General features: G+C 59.2%; 12 protein-coding genes. 6 read left to right on the forward strand and 6 right to left on the reverse strand.

The window, feature by feature from the left end; all coding sequences use genetic code 11:
• Position 1 precedes the first annotated feature (1 nt).
• Both phoQ and C1N60_RS12185 read left to right on the forward strand, forming a co-directional pair.
• Positions 2-1,462 carry a two-component system sensor histidine kinase PhoQ gene (gene phoQ, locus C1N60_RS12180; protein ID WP_021506378.1) on the forward strand — a complete coding sequence of 487 codons (1,461 nt, stop codon included), beginning with the start codon at positions 2-4 and terminating at the stop codon, positions 1,460-1,462.
• 57 nt (positions 1,463-1,519) lie between these two features.
• Positions 1,520-2,641 carry a ribosomal protein uL16 3-hydroxylase gene (locus C1N60_RS12185; protein ID WP_394520915.1) on the forward strand — a complete coding sequence of 374 codons (1,122 nt, stop codon included), beginning with the start codon at positions 1,520-1,522 and terminating at the stop codon, positions 2,639-2,641.
• Between the two features lie 313 nt (positions 2,642-2,954).
• On the opposite strand, the gene C1N60_RS12190 is transcribed toward C1N60_RS12185, so the two are convergent.
• On the reverse strand, positions 2,955-4,109 hold the full coding sequence (locus C1N60_RS12190) for an IS481 family transposase (protein ID WP_394520916.1): 1,155 nt from the start codon (positions 4,107-4,109) through the stop codon (positions 2,955-2,957).
• A gap of 119 nt (positions 4,110-4,228) precedes the next feature.
• Positions 4,229-5,455: a peptidase T gene (pepT, locus tag C1N60_RS12195; protein ID WP_021506380.1), complete on the reverse strand. Its 1,227-nt coding sequence runs from the start codon at positions 5,453-5,455 to the stop codon at positions 4,229-4,231.
• Positions 5,456-5,755: 300 nt separating this feature from the next.
• Here pepT and potA point away from each other — a divergent pair, with 300 nt between their 5' ends.
• Genes potA through potD form a run of 4 tightly spaced genes read left to right on the forward strand, consistent with a single transcriptional unit; the run spans position 5,756 to position 9,539 of the window.
• Positions 5,756-6,871 carry a spermidine/putrescine ABC transporter ATP-binding protein PotA gene (gene potA, locus C1N60_RS12200; protein WP_159378261.1) on the forward strand — a complete coding sequence of 372 codons (1,116 nt, stop codon included), beginning with the start codon at positions 5,756-5,758 and terminating at the stop codon, positions 6,869-6,871.
• Positions 6,864-7,715: a spermidine/putrescine ABC transporter permease PotB gene (gene potB / locus C1N60_RS12205; RefSeq protein ID WP_166710258.1), complete on the forward strand. Its 852-nt coding sequence runs from the start codon at positions 6,864-6,866 to the stop codon at positions 7,713-7,715. Before potA ends, potB begins: the two co-directional genes overlap by 8 nt.
• Entirely contained in the window at positions 7,712-8,485 is a 774-nt protein-coding gene (potC, locus tag C1N60_RS12210) for a spermidine/putrescine ABC transporter permease PotC (RefSeq protein ID WP_058769642.1), read from the forward strand. The genes potB and potC overlap by 4 nt, the downstream gene beginning before the upstream one ends.
• Before the next feature lie 10 nt (positions 8,486-8,495).
• The gene (gene potD, locus C1N60_RS12215; protein WP_058776483.1) at positions 8,496-9,539 is read left to right on the forward strand and encodes a spermidine/putrescine ABC transporter substrate-binding protein PotD; all 1,044 of its coding nucleotides are present in this window, start codon (positions 8,496-8,498) and stop codon (positions 9,537-9,539) included.
• A gap of 160 nt (positions 9,540-9,699) precedes the next feature.
• On the opposite strand, the gene cobB is transcribed toward potD, so the two are convergent.
• The 4 genes from cobB to lolC all read right to left on the reverse strand — a co-directional run bounded on the left by cobB (position 9,700) and on the right by lolC (position 13,818).
• Positions 9,700-10,533: a Sir2 family NAD+-dependent deacetylase gene (cobB, locus tag C1N60_RS12220; protein ID WP_010617227.1), complete on the reverse strand. Its 834-nt coding sequence runs from the start codon at positions 10,531-10,533 to the stop codon at positions 9,700-9,702.
• A 147-nt stretch (positions 10,534-10,680) separates the two neighbouring features.
• Positions 10,681-11,925: a lipoprotein-releasing ABC transporter permease subunit LolE gene (gene lolE / locus C1N60_RS12225; protein ID WP_150058313.1), complete on the reverse strand. Its 1,245-nt coding sequence runs from the start codon at positions 11,923-11,925 to the stop codon at positions 10,681-10,683.
• The gene (lolD, locus tag C1N60_RS12230; protein ID WP_021506386.1) at positions 11,925-12,626 is read right to left on the reverse strand and encodes a lipoprotein-releasing ABC transporter ATP-binding protein LolD; all 702 of its coding nucleotides are present in this window, start codon (positions 12,624-12,626) and stop codon (positions 11,925-11,927) included. The genes lolE and lolD overlap by 1 nt, the downstream gene beginning before the upstream one ends.
• Entirely contained in the window at positions 12,619-13,818 is a 1,200-nt protein-coding gene (gene lolC, locus C1N60_RS12235) for a lipoprotein-releasing ABC transporter permease subunit LolC (protein WP_394520917.1), read from the reverse strand. Before lolC ends, lolD begins: the two co-directional genes overlap by 8 nt.
• Positions 13,819-14,018: the final 200 nt, after the last annotated feature.

Consider the following 14,018-nt stretch of genomic DNA (forward strand, 5'->3'; position numbering starts at 1 on the left):
TATGAAGCTGCTCCGCCGTCAGCGCCCTTTCTCCTTACGCGCGCGTTTTCTGCTGGCGACGGCGGCGATCGTGCTGTTTTTGTCGCTGTCGTATGGCATGGTGGCGGTCATTGGCTATGTCGTCAGCTTTGATAAAAATACCTATCGCGTGATGCGCGGCGAGAGCAATTTGTTCTTCACCCTCGCGCAGTGGAAAGACAACAAGCTCACCATCGCCCAGCCGGAACGCATGACGCTCAATTTCCCGACGCTGGTGTTCATCTATGACGAGCGCGGTAAGCTGCTGTGGCAGCAGCGCGACGTGCCGGAAATCCGCAAAAACATTCGCCGCGACTGGCTGATGAAGCCAGATTTTTACGAGATCGATACCAGCAATCGCACCAGTATGGCGGCGATGGGTAACAATCCGCAGGCACAGCAGCGGCTGCACGCGCTGGACAGTGACAGCAATGACACCTTCACCCACTCGGTGGCGGTCAACCGCTACGACGCGACCACCAATCTCCCGGCGCTGACCATTGTGGTGGTGGACTCGATCCCGCAGGAGCTGCAGCACTCAGACGTGGTGTGGTCGTGGTTTAGCTATGTGCTGGCAGCCAATCTGCTGCTGGTGATTCCGCTGCTGTGGCTGGCGGCACACTGGAGCCTGCGCCCGATTGGCCACCTGACTTCACAGGTGCGCGAGCTGGAAACCGGCCACCGGGAAAATCTTGACGACAACCCGCCGCAGGAGCTGCGCAGCCTGGTGCGCAATCTCAATCTGTTGCTCACCAACGAACGGCAGCGCTACACGCGCTATCGCACCACGCTGTCGGATTTGACGCACAGCCTGAAAACGCCGCTGGCGGTGCTGCAAAGCACGCTGCGCTCGCTGCGCGGTGGCAAAGAGCTGACCATCGAACAGGCTGAGCCGGTCATGCTCGAACAGATCAGCCGCATCTCGCAGCAGATTGGCTACTACCTGCATCGCGCCAGTATGCAGGCGGATCACAACCCGCTGCAGCGCGATCTGCATTCGGTCTCGGCCCTGCTGGATAGCCTGTGTTCCGCGCTCAATAAGGTGTATCAGCGCAAGGGCGTTGAGATCACGCTGGATATTTCGCCGGAGCTGACCTTTATCGGCGATCAAAATGACTTTATGGAAGTGCTGGGCAACGTGCTGGATAACGCCTGCAAATACTGCCTCGAATTTATTGAGGTCAGCGCGCGCCAGACGGAAAACGCGCTGCATCTGTTCATTGACGACGATGGCCCCGGCATTCCCGAAAGCAAGCGCGATCTGATCTTTGTGCGCGGCCAGCGTGCCGATACGCTGCGTCCCGGTCAGGGACTGGGACTGGCGGTAGTGCGCGATATTCTCGAGCAGTATGCCGGTCAGGTAATCGCCACGACCAGCCCACTCGGCGGCGCACGCATGGAGGTGATTTTTCAGCGGCAGGAAGTTGAACATCACCGCGAGTAGAACCGGGCGCGGGCTGTTATACTTGGCAGCAATTATGGCCCTAACCGGAATCCTCGCATGGACTATCAGCTCGACATCAACTGGCCCGACTTTATTCAGCGCTACTGGCAAAAACGCCCGGTGGTGCTGAAACGGGGTTTCAAAAACTTCATTGATCCGATTTCTCCGGATGAGCTGGCCGGTCTGGCAATGGAAAACGAGGTGGACAGCCGCCTCGTCAGCCACAACAACGGCAAGTGGCAGGTCAACCATGGTCCGTTTGAAAGCTACGATCACCTGGGTGAAAGCAACTGGTCGCTGCTGGTACAGGCGGTGAACCACTGGCATGAACCTTCTGCTGCGCTGATGCGCCCGTTCCGCTTTCTGCCCGACTGGCGTATCGACGACCTGATGATCTCGTTCGCAGTGCCGGGCGGCGGCGTAGGCCCGCACTTTGATCAATACGACGTGTTTATTATTCAGGGCACTGGCCGCCGTCGCTGGCGCGTAGGCGAAAAAGTGCCGATGAAACAGCACTGCCCACATCCGGATCTGCTGCAGGTTGAACCGTTCGACGCCATCATCGATGAAGAGCTGGAACCAGGCGACATTCTGTATATTCCACCGGGTTTCCCGCATGAAGGCTATTCGCTGGAGAACGCGCTCAACTATTCAGTCGGCTTCCGCGCACCTAACGGACGCGAGCTAATCAGCGGCTTTGCGGACTACATGCTGGCGCATGAACTGGGCAGCTACCGCTTTAGCGATCCGGATGTGCCGGCGCGTGACTGCCCATCGCAGATTCTGCCGTCGGAAGTAGAAGGGATCCGCAAGGTGATGCTGGATGTAATTAATCAGCCGGAGCAGTTTAACCAGTGGTTTGGCGAATTTATTTCCCAGTCGCGTCACGAGCTGGATGTGGCACCGCCGGAACCGCCGTATCAGCCGGATGAGATTTATGACGCGCTGCAGCAGGGTGATGCGCTGACGCGCCTCGGCGGCCTGCGCGTGCTGACGCTGGGCGACGCGGTGTACGTCAACGGTGAACGCGTCGAGTGCGCGCATCCGTCGGTACTGGCTGCGCTGGCACACAAACACGTATTGACGCTGGAAGATTTCGGCGATGCGCTGGACGATCCTTCGCTGCTGGCTCAACTGGCGGCACTGGTGAACAGCGGGTACTGGTTTTTTGCTGATTGAGTTGATCAGGTCCTCTGCGCCCGTTTCCCTCACCCCGGCCCTCTCCCGCCCGCGGGAGAGGGAGAAAACCGCGCGACGATTGCAGTAAAGCGCCGGCGACGGCATGGGCAAATGAAGAGCCTGGTTCTCGCTCGATCGGTCCCTCTCCCGCGCGCGGGAGAGGGAAAAACAGTGCTCGCCTTGCGACAAGATGGGTAAAGCAGTGATTAAGGCAATAAACAAAACCTGATACCCGCTCGATCGGTCCCCTCTCCCGCGCGTGTACGGTCCGGGGACATGGCAGACAGGTGTTCGGGGACATAGTGAACACTTTTTAACATCCTTTACCCATGGTGATCGACTTTTTCTTCAGGTCGATCACCCCCACTTTTGTGCTGTACCACCACACCTCGTAATAACCGTCTTCCCCCGTCTCCTTCAGCCCGACACGCTCTCCCCTGAACGCCTTGCCCGCCTTCAGGCTGAGCCCTTTTACGCTCAGCTTCCCGCTGATATCCACCTTCCTGACCATCACGCCCTCGTCGTATTCCGGTGGCGCTACGCGGGCGCTGTACTGCCGCGATGAGGGCTGATAGCGCGACGCCGGCACCGCCATCTCCAGCGCCTCATGCGGGCGCTCGAGGTTGTAGACCGTCCGCCAGTGGTCGAAGGCGCGCTGCTGCTCACCGCTGTCCACGAACCACTTCCCCTGCAGCACTTCCGCCTTCAGGCTGCGGTGAAAGCGCTCCAGCTTCCCCTGCGTCTGCGGATGATACGGCCGCGAGTGCCCCACCCGGATGCCGTGGCGCATCAGCCACAGCTCCACTGCCGTCCAGGTGCCGGTGGTGTCGCCCCACGGCGAGCCGTTGTCCATCGTCATCCGGTCCGGCAGGCCGTAGCGCTCAAAGACGCTGACCAGCTGCTCCTGTACCGTCTCACGCCGTTCGTCAGCGCAGTGCACCAGGCACAGCGAGAACCGGGAGTGGTCGTCCAGCAGGGTGAGCGGGTGGCAGCGGCCGCCGCCAAAGGGAAAGTGGCCCTTGAAATCCATCTGCCAGAGCCGGTTCGGGGCCGCATGCTCAAACCGGCCGGTGGCCGGGACGCCCGGCGCTGCGCCCGGCAACAGGCCGTGGCGGGCCATCAGGTTGTGGACGGTGCTGAAGGCCGGCATGCGGTGCCCGCAGTCTTCGAGCCAGCGCTTAATCTTGCGGGCCCCCCAGTGCTGATGAAGCTCATGCGCCATACGCAGCAGGTCAGTGATGTCGTCAGGTGAGCGGTTGGGTGAGTGACAGGGCGCGCGGGAGCGGTCCTGAAGGCCGGACGGTCCTTCCTCCTCCCAGCGGCGAAGCCACTTGTAGCCGGTGGCGGGAGATATGCCGTAGCGGCGGCACAGCTCGCGGATGTTCGCCCCGTCTTGCGAGGCGAGCAGAACAAACTCAGTACGTAATGACATGGTATCTCTCGCATCCCAGGGCATAAGCGACTCCATAAACGGGTTCTTATGCCTTAGTTGTAGGTGTCTACCATGTCCCCGAACAAGTGTTCACGATGTCCCCGGACTGTACACGCGCGGGAGAGGGTTAGGGTGAGGGCAAGCCCCTCTCCGCCCTACTTCTTCTCCGCCGCGAGCGCGGCCAGACGCACAATCACCTCAACCGACTTCGCCATTACATTCAGCGACGCAAACTCATGTTTACCATGGTAATTGTAGCCGCCGGTAAACAGATTCGGACACGGCAGTCCTTTCCATGACAGCGCCGATCCGTCGGTGCCGCCGCGAATCGGCTTCACGTTCGGTTCGATACCGCAGTCGCGCATCGCCTGCAGCGCCAGCTCAATGATGTGCGGATGCGGTTCCACCTTCTCCCGCATATTGCGATAGCTGTCGCTGATCTCCACCTTTATGGAGCACTCAGCCTGCAGGCCTTTACTGACGCGGCGGCCAATCTCCTGCAGCAGCTGCTTACGCTGTTCGTAACTGTCGGCATCAAAATCGCGAATCAGGTACATCAGCTCGGCGTGCTCTACCGATCCCTTAATAGTGTGCAGGTGGAAAAAGCCTTCATAGCCGTCGGTAAACTGCGGCTTCTCTTTGGCCGGCAGCTCGGCGTGGAAGCGCATTGCCAGGTCCAGCGCGTTCACCATCACGTTTTTCGCACTGCCGGGATGCACGTTGTTACCGGTGATTTTGACCAGCGCCGTCGCGGCATTAAAGTTCTCGAACTCAAACTCGCCGAGATCGCTGCCGTCAACGGTATAAGCCCAGTCAGCCGCAAACCCCTCAACGTCGAAGTGCGACGTGCCGCGACCAATCTCTTCATCCGGGGTAAAGGCCACGCGAATGGCGCCGTGCGGCACATCCCCTTTGGCCAGCTCGGCCATTGCCGTCATGATCTCAGCGATACCGGCTTTATCATCAGCGCCCAGCAGCGTTTTACCGTCGGTGGTGATCAGCGTATGCCCGGTCAGCTTGTGCAGCACCGGGAACATCACCGGCGAGAGCACTTCATCCCCGTTGCCCAGTGCGATGTCGCCGCCACGATAGTTTTCAATGATCTGCGGATTGACATTTTTCGCGGTAAAATCCGGCGAGGTATCCATGTGGGAAATAAAACCGATCACCGGCGTCGGCCAGTCGACGTTTGCCGGCAGGGTACCCATCACACAGCAATGATCGCTTAAGGTGACGTCCACAAAACCCAGCGCAATAAGCTCTTCCTGTAACTGACGCGCCAGCGTCCACTGCCCTTCGCTGCTCGGCACCTGCCGCGCCTGAGGTTTTGCCTGGGTTTCTACTGCCACATAACTGAGAAAACGCTCAAGTAATTGATCCATCTGTCATCCCTCTAAAGAACCTGCATTATTATCATGGGGCCTGATTATCGCCATGTTGCGTCAAATCATTATCCTTCAGGTTAGCCCTCTCAGCCCAATCGTGCGCTGAAATTCGCCCTGCCAGCCACCCGTCCGGCTGGCCCGATGAGCATACTCCAGCAATTTGCAGACTTTTCAAGGTTATTCCGTGTCTGAACATGGCAATGGCGCATTTTTCAGGTATTATCGCGCCCTTCATCACGGCAAGCTGTCGCCGGCGGCTATGCTGTAACCTGATTCTTATCAGACTGAGTGACTAAAATGACGCAAACACGCGCGCAGCAGGCGCTGGTTACGCTTTCTGGCATCAGTAAAGCTTTCGATGGCAAAACCATCATCCCGGATTTCGACCTGACCATTGGTCATGGCGAATTTATCACCCTGCTTGGCCCCTCCGGCTGCGGTAAGACCACGATTCTGCGCCTGATCGCCGGGCTGGAAAACGCCGACAGCGGACGTATCCATCTGGATGAGAGCGACATCACTGAAACGCCCGCCGAGCATCGCCATATCAATACCGTGTTTCAGAGCTACGCGCTGTTTCCGCACATGTCGGTGTTTGAAAACGTCGCGTTTGGCCTGCGCATGCAGAAAACCCCGGCGGCAGAGCTGACGCAGCGCGTCAACGAGGCGCTGGCGATGGTGCAGCTGGAAAGCTTTGCCGCGCGTCGGCCACATCAGCTCTCCGGCGGCCAGCAGCAGCGCGTGGCGATTGCGCGGGCGGTGGTCAACCGGCCCAAAGTGCTGCTGCTTGATGAGTCGCTCTCCGCGCTGGATTACAAACTGCGCCGCCAGATGCAAAACGAGTTGAAAGCGCTGCAGCGCAAGCTGGGCATCACGTTTGTGTTTGTCACGCACGATCAGGAAGAAGCGCTGACCATGTCCGATCGCATCGTGGTAATGCGCGACGGGCGCATCGAGCAGGACGGCACGCCGCGCGAGATCTACGAAGAGCCCGCGAACCTGTTTGTGGCGCGCTTCATTGGCGAAATCAACGTGTTTGATGCAGAAGTGATCGGCAGCGCGCAGGCGCCGCAGGTACGGGCTCGCGTCGAAGGCCGCGAGTGTGATATTCACTGCCCGTTCCCGGTCAAACCCGGCGATCGGCTGCATGTGCTGCTGCGGCCTGAAGATTTGCGCGTCGAGGAGATTGATCACGACAGCCGCAGCGAAAACCTGATCGGCTATGTGCGCGAACGCAACTATAAAGGCATGACGCTGGAGTCCACCGTCGAACTGGAGAACGGCAAGCTGCTCACCGTCAGCGAGTTCTTTAATGAGGACGATCCGGATTTTGACCACTCGCTGAACCAGAAAATGGCGGTCAGCTGGGTGCCAAACTGGGAGGTGGTGCTGCCGTATGAAACGGATGCGTAATCGTCTGCAGAAAGGCATTGTGGCGCTGATCGTCGGCTGGCTGACGCTGTTCGTGTTGCTGCCGAATCTGATGATCTTCGTCACCAGCTTTCTGACGCGCGACGACGCGCACTTTGTCAGCATGGTGTTCACCCTGAACAACTATGGCCGGCTCCTCGATCCGCTGTATGCCGACGTGCTGCTGCACTCGCTCAACATGGCCTGCATCGCCACGCTGTGCTGCCTGCTGCTCGGCTACCCTTTTGCCTGGTGCCTGACCAGACTGCCGGCGCGTCTGCGTCCGCTGATGCTGTTTCTGCTGATTGTGCCGTTCTGGACCAACTCGCTGATTCGCATATATGGTCTGAAAATTTTTCTCAGCACGCGCGGCTGGCTCAATGAATTTCTGCTGTGGCTCGGCGTCATCGACAAGCCGTTTCGCATCATGTTCACCCCGGAAGCGGTGATCCTCGGGCTGATCTATATTCTGCTGCCATTTATGGTACTGCCGCTCTACTCCAGCCTTGAGAAGCTGGATAAATCCTGCCTGGAAGCGGCGCGCGATCTTGGCGCCAGCAGGCTACAGACCTTCATCCGTATCATTTTGCCGCTGACCCTACCCGGTATCGTTGCCGGCGCGCTACTGGTATTTATCCCGGCGATGGGGTTGTTCTACGTAGCGGATTTAATGGGCGGGGCAAAGAACCTGTTGATCGGTAACGTAATCAAAAGCCAGTTCCTCAATATTCGTGACTGGCCGTTCGGCGCCGCCACCAGCATTGTCATGACGCTGCTGATGGGGCTGATGCTGCTGGTTTACTGGCGCGCAGCGCGTCTGCTGAATCACAAGGCGGCGTTGCAATGATGGCGCGCGGATTACGCCACGGCTTCATGGCCGTGATTTATGCCTGGTTCTACATTCCGATCATCATCCTGATCGTCAACTCCTTCAATGCCTCGCGCTTCGGCATCAACTGGCAGGGCTTCAGCACCCAGTGGTATCGCCTGCTGGTCAATAACGACAGCCTGATTCAGGCGGCGCAGCATTCGCTGATCATGGGCGTGCTGTCGGCCAGCTGCGCGACGCTGATCGGCTCGCTCACCGCCGTGGCGCTGTACCGCTATCGTTTTCGCGGCAAGCCGTTTGTCAGCGGTATGCTATTTGTGGTGATGATGTCGCCGGATATCGTGATGGCGATTTCGCTACTGGTGCTGTTTATGCTGCTGGGGATTTCGCTCGGCTTCTGGTCGCTGCTGTTTTCCCACATCACTTTCTGCCTGCCGTTTGTGGTGATTACCGTCTATTCGCGCCTGAAAGGCTTTGACGTGCGCATGCTGGAGGCGGCAAAAGATCTCGGCGCCAGCGAAGTGACTATTCTGCGCAAGATTTTGCTGCCGCTGGCGCTGCCGGCAGTAGCCGCGGGCTGGCTGCTGAGTTTCACCCTGTCGATGGATGATGTGGTGGTGTCGTCATTTGTCACCGGTCCCGGCTTCGAAATTTTGCCGCTGAAAATTTATTCCATGGTGAAAGTGGGCGTGTCGCCAGAGGTGAACGCGCTGGCTACCATTTTGATGCTGCTGTCGCTGCTGCTGGTGGCAGCCAGTCAGCTGTTGCTGCGTGATAAAACCAAATAGAGGATAACCGATGAAAAAATGGTCTCACTGGCTGGCGGCTGGGGCGCTGGCACTGGGTATGCAAAGCGCTCAGGCGGATGACAACAACACGCTTTACTTCTATAACTGGACCGAATATGTGCCGCCCGGGCTGCTGGAGCAGTTCACCAAAGAGACCGGCATCAAAGTGATTTATTCCACCTATGAATCCAATGAAAGCATGTACGCCAAGCTGAAAACCTGGAAAGCAGGCGCTTACGATCTGGTGGTGCCGTCGACCTACTTCATCGCCAAAATGCGCAACGAGGGCATGCTGCAGAAGATCGACAAGTCACAGCTGAGCAACTTCCGCAACCTCGATCCCGACCTGCTGAACAAGCCGTTTGATCCGAACAACGACTATTCCATTCCCTATATCTGGGGCGCAACCGCCATTGGCGTGAATACCGACGAGGTGGATCCAAAAACCCTGACCCAATGGGCCGATCTGTGGAAACCTCAGTATAAGCAGAGCCTGCTGCTGACCGATGATGCGCGTGAAGTGTTCCAGATGGCGCTGCGCAAGCTCGGCTACTCCGGTAATACGCAGGATCCAAAACAGATTGAAGCCGCCTATGAAGAGCTGAAAAAGCTGATGCCGAACGTACTGGCGTTCAACTCGGATAATCCCGGTAATCCGTTTATGGAAGGCGAAGTCAACGTCGGCATGATCTGGAATGGCTCCGCCTGGGTAGCGCGCCAGGCTGGCACGCCGCTGCAGATTATCTGGCCGAAAGAGGGCGGAATTTTCTGGATGGATAACCTGGCGATCCCGGCGAATGCGAAAAATAAAGCAGGCGCGCTGAAGCTGATTAACTTCCTGCTGCGCCCGGATGTGGCGGCTAAAGTGGCAGAAACCATCGGTTATCCGACGCCCAACCTGGCGGCAAGAAAGCTGCTGCCGCCCGAGGTGGCCAGCGATCCGTCACTCTATCCGCCGGCTGAAGTGATCAAAAACGGCGAGTGGCAGAACGATGTCGGTGCCGCCAGCGTGCAGTACGAAACGCTGTTCCAGAAGCTGAAAGCGGGACGGTGAGGTTCTGAGGTGGAGGTTGTGCGGCCTGGCCCTCACCCTGCCCTCTCCCAGAGGGAGAGGGTTCATGCGTGCCGGGTTTAGCTGAGTTTCAGTCGGGCGCGTTTTTCCCCTTCTCCCGCCGGGAGAAGGCCGGGATGAGGGGAAACGCGCAGTACGCTGACTATTTATACAAGCCGCGCAAAAAAGTATGCACGAATTCGGGCACCACTTCGCTGGCTAAGCCGTAATGCGCTTCAGCGAATTCGTTACCGACCTGACTGGGGGCCAGATTCAGCTCCACGGTGTGCGCACCCTGCAGTTTCGCTTCATGTACAAAGCCTGCCGCCGGATAGACGTGGCCTGAGGTGCCGATGGCAATAAACAGATCGGCCTGTTCCAGCGCCTGATAAATCTCCTCCATGCCGAGCGGCATTTCACCAAACCACACCACGTGCGGACGCAGCCGCGACGGGAACTGGCAGCAGGTACAGCGATCGTCCGGACCGACGTCCTCTGTCCACGCCAGCACCTGACCGCTGTGCTCACAGCGCACCTTCAGCAATTCACCGTGCATATGCAGCACGCGCTGGCTGCCGGCGCGCTCGTGCAGGTTATCGATGTTCTGCGTAACCAGCAGGAAATTATCGCCCAGCACCTGCTCCAGTTCGGCCAGCGCTTTGTGCGCCGCGTTAGGCTGGATTTCTGGCTGCTGCAGCTGACGCCGGCGCGCGTTGTAGAACCCCTGCACCAGCGCCGGATCGCGGCGAAAGCCTTCGGGCGTCGCCACATCTTCCACGCGATGCTCTTCCCACAGGCCATCTTCCGCGCGGAACGTGCGAATGCCGGATTCTGCCGAAATTCCGGCACCGGTCAGCACCACCACGTGCGGCTGCGGATGGGCGGCAAGTTCGACCTGACGATCGCGCTCAAAGATGCGCTGGCGAAAGCGCTGATGCACTTTGCGGCGGTTCTTTTTGTAGCGGGCGAGTCGAAGGCGGCGGCGCGGTTGGCGCATAAAGGCTCCTTAATCTGCGGCGCTGAACGCCGCGCTGCGGGTGTTTTCCGGGTTACTCAGACCCGATAATAGCGGCTGGGTATGACGGCTGCATGCCGCAGACGCTGAAAATGTGCGCAGCCGCGAAGGCGGCTGCGTGTTTTGTCTTTACTGACCGCTCAGCACGCGGGCAGGATCGATGCGGCTGGCGCGCCGCGCCGGATACCAGCTGGCAATCAGGCTCAGGCCAATCGCCGTCGCCAGCACGATGGCCACATCCAGCCAGTGCAGCTCGGACGGCAGAAAGTCGATAAAGTAGATATCGCCCGCCAGCAGCTGATGCCCGGTAAGGTGCTCCACTACGCGCATCACCGGCGTCAGATTGAGCGCCACCAGCACGCCGACCACCACACCGCTGACGCTGCCCAGCAGCCCGGCCAGCAGGCCATACCAGATAAAGATGGCACGGATCAGGCCGTCTTTCGCGCCCAGCGTGCGCAGCACGGCGATATCGCTGCTCTTGTCCTTCACCGCCATCACCAGCGTCGACACGATATTAAAGCAGGCCACGCCAATCACCAGCACCATCGCCAGATACATAATGGCGCGAATCATCTGGATGTCACGATACATGTAGCCGTAAGTGCCAATCCAGCTGCGGATGGTGACATAGGAGTGGGTGGCTTCGCCGGCATCGCGCACCAGCTTCTGTGCCTGGAACGGATCGCTCATCTTCAGCGCAATGCCGCTGACGCTGTCGCCCAGATCCAGATACTTTTGCGCATCGGCCAGCGGCACCAGCGCCAGACTGTGATCCAGCATGCCGCTCAGCTGCAGAATACCGCTCACCTGCAGACGAATGCGTTTTGGCTGCAGCAGTTTGTTCTCGCCATCATTATTCGGGATCATGATGGTGATCCAGTCGCCCTGCTGCACGTTGAGCGATTTGGCGATACCGCCGCCAAGAATGATCTGCTGCCTGCCGGCGCTGAACTGCGACCAGGCATCGCCGCTGACAAAACGCGGCAGCGCGCTGAGCCGCGGCTCCTGCTGCGGATCAACGCCCTTCACCTGCAGCGCCTGCAGCTTCGCACCGCTCTCAATCAATCCGGTAAAGTTAACGTAAGGGGCCGCTGCGGCGATGCCCGGCACCTGTTCGATGGGCGCAATCATCGGTTGCCAGTTGCGAAATGGCTGGTTAACCGCCTCAATTTCGCCGTGCGGTACCACGGCCAGAATGCGGTTGTTGAGCTCCCGCTCGAAACCGTTCATCGCGCTCAGCCCGATGATCAGCACCGCCACGCCAAGCGCAATGCCGATGGTCGAGATGATGGAGATCAGCGACACCATGCCGCCGCGCCGCCGGCCGCGGCTGAAGCGCAGCCCGAGCAGCAGGGATAAAGAGGACGCCATCAGATCGCTCCCAGCGTCAGGTGATCGCTCAGCTGGCCGTCGCGCATTTCCATCTGACGGCTCAGGCGCTTCGCCAGGTTGAGGTCGTGCGTCACCACCAGAAACGCGGTGCCCTGCTGCACGTTGAGCTCGCCGAGCAGTTCAAAAATGGCGTCCGCGTTACGCGCATCGAGATTACCGGTGGGCTCATCGGCCATCACCAGCCGCGGCCGGTTCACCAGCGCCCTGGCAATCGCCACGCGCTGACGTTCACCGCCCGACAGCTCAGAAGGCCGGTGCGCCGCGCGCTTTTCCAGACCAACCGCCGCCAGCATCTCGCGTGCGCGCGCTTCCGCTTCGGCTTTGCCGGTTTTGCCAATCAGCAGCGGCATGGCTACGTTCTCCAGCGCGCTGAAGTCCGGCAGCAAATGGTGAAACTGATAAATGAAGCCGAGTTCCCGGTTGCGCAGCTCTGCTTTGGCCGCCGACGACATGGCGTTGAGCGATTTCCCGTCAAACACCACGTCACCGGAGGTCGGTGCATCCAGCCCGCCCAGCAGGTGCAGTAAGGTACTTTTGCCCGAGCCGGAGCTACCGACGATGGCCGTCAGTTCGCCCGGCTGCAGGCTAAAAGCCACATTGCGCAGCACATCGGTCTGCACGCTGCCTTCCTGATAGCGTTTGCACAGGTCACGACACTGCAACAAAGGGGTATTACTCATAACGTAAAGCCTCAGCGGGTTGAATGGCGGCAGCGCGCCATGACGGATAGAGGGTAGACAGCAGCGCCACGGCCATCGAGACCAGCGCAATGGTGATCACCTGCCAGACATTGATATCCACCGGCAGCGCCGCGCCATCAAGGAACAGGCCGATCACCGGCATTAAATTGTTGAGCTGGCTGGCCAGCAGCACGCCCAGCAGCGTACCGAGCAGCGCACCGATAATACCGGCGCTGGCGCCCTGCACCATAAATACCGCGACGATTTGCCGCCGCGTTAAGCCCTGGGTTTGCAGGATCGCCACTTCCGCCTGCTTCTCCATGATCAGCAGGCCCAGCGAGGTAATGATATTGAAGGCGGCCACGGCAATGATCAGGCTGAGCAGCAGCCCCATCATGTTTTTCTCCATGCGCACCGCCTGGAACAGGTCGCCCTTGCGTTCGCGCCAGTCTTTCCATGTCAGCCCCTGCGGCAGCGGCTGCTGGCTGAGCGCATCGACATTCAGCGGCTTATCCAGCCACAGGCGCCAGCCGGTAATGTTGCCGAGCGGATAGCGCATCACGCGCGAGGCATCCTGCTGGTTCACCAGAATCTGATAGCCGTCGACTTCGCTATTGGCCGCATAGGTACCGGCAACGGTAAAGATGCGCTGGCTCGGCACGCGCCCCACTGGGGTAAACTGACTGACCGATGGCACCATCAGGCGCAGCTGATCGCCGCGCTTCACGCCCAGCTGCGAGGCCAGCAGTTCACCGAGAATGACTTTATACTGGCCCGGCTGCAGCACGCTCTGCTGGGTGTTGACCAGATAAGGCGTCAGCGGATCCGGTTCGTCAGGGTTGATGCCCAGCATCACGCCCACCGACACGTTGCGCGCACTCTGCAACACCACATCGGCGGTGGTCAGCGGCGCGATCCGCGTCACGCCCTGCAGTTTGAGATCCTGCGCGCGCATCTGCTGCGGATTGATGCTGCCGGTGTCGCTGGTCACCAGCGCCTGCGGCATCAGGCCGAGAATGTTGCCTTCCAGCTCGCGCTCAAAGCCGTTCATCACCGACAGCACCGTCACCAGTGCCAGCACGCCGAGCGTGATACCAATAGTCGAGAGCCAGGAGACGAAACGACCGAAACGGTCTGAAGCACGTCCACGCATGTAGCGCAAACCGATGAATAACGCGACTGGTTGATACATGAGATCCGTCTTGGCCGTTGCCCAAAATTAAGTAGAGCGATGATAAAGGAGCCGTCTGCTTTATGAAACCTCTAACCCGCTGAGTCAGTTGCAAAGTTGCGTCAAAATGCGTCCTCCTGCGCGACAATGCACAAAATTACGACAAAATAGTGACGCTATTAGTACGATTATTCGTCAGCAGGTGGGTTAGACTTAGCTTG

The organism is Pantoea sp. SGAir0184 (assembly GCF_043544755.1).

Excerpts from the sequence above, each read along its gene's own strand:
- C1N60_RS12190 (WP_394520916.1), bottom strand. The coding sequence starts at position 4,109 with ATGGAGTCGCTTATGCCCTGGGATGCGAGAGATACCATGTCATTACGT.
- potC (WP_058769642.1), top strand. The coding sequence starts at position 7,712 with ATGATGGCGCGCGGATTACGCCACGGCTTCATGGCCGTGATTTATGCC.
- lolE (WP_150058313.1), bottom strand. The coding sequence starts at position 11,925 with ATGGCGTCCTCTTTATCCCTGCTGCTCGGGCTGCGCTTCAGCCGCGGC.
- potD (WP_058776483.1), top strand. The coding sequence starts at position 8,496 with ATGAAAAAATGGTCTCACTGGCTGGCGGCTGGGGCGCTGGCACTGGGT.
- potA (WP_159378261.1), top strand. The coding sequence starts at position 5,756 with ATGACGCAAACACGCGCGCAGCAGGCGCTGGTTACGCTTTCTGGCATC.
- pepT (WP_021506380.1), bottom strand. The coding sequence starts at position 5,455 with ATGGATCAATTACTTGAGCGTTTTCTCAGTTATGTGGCAGTAGAAACC.
- potB (WP_166710258.1), top strand. The coding sequence starts at position 6,864 with ATGCGTAATCGTCTGCAGAAAGGCATTGTGGCGCTGATCGTCGGCTGG.
- cobB (WP_010617227.1), bottom strand. The coding sequence starts at position 10,533 with ATGCGCCAACCGCGCCGCCGCCTTCGACTCGCCCGCTACAAAAAGAAC.
- C1N60_RS12185 (WP_394520915.1), top strand. The coding sequence starts at position 1,520 with ATGGACTATCAGCTCGACATCAACTGGCCCGACTTTATTCAGCGCTAC.
- phoQ (WP_021506378.1), top strand. The coding sequence starts at position 2 with ATGAAGCTGCTCCGCCGTCAGCGCCCTTTCTCCTTACGCGCGCGTTTT.
- lolC (WP_394520917.1), bottom strand. The coding sequence starts at position 13,818 with ATGTATCAACCAGTCGCGTTATTCATCGGTTTGCGCTACATGCGTGGA.
- lolD (WP_021506386.1), bottom strand. The coding sequence starts at position 12,626 with ATGAGTAATACCCCTTTGTTGCAGTGTCGTGACCTGTGCAAACGCTAT.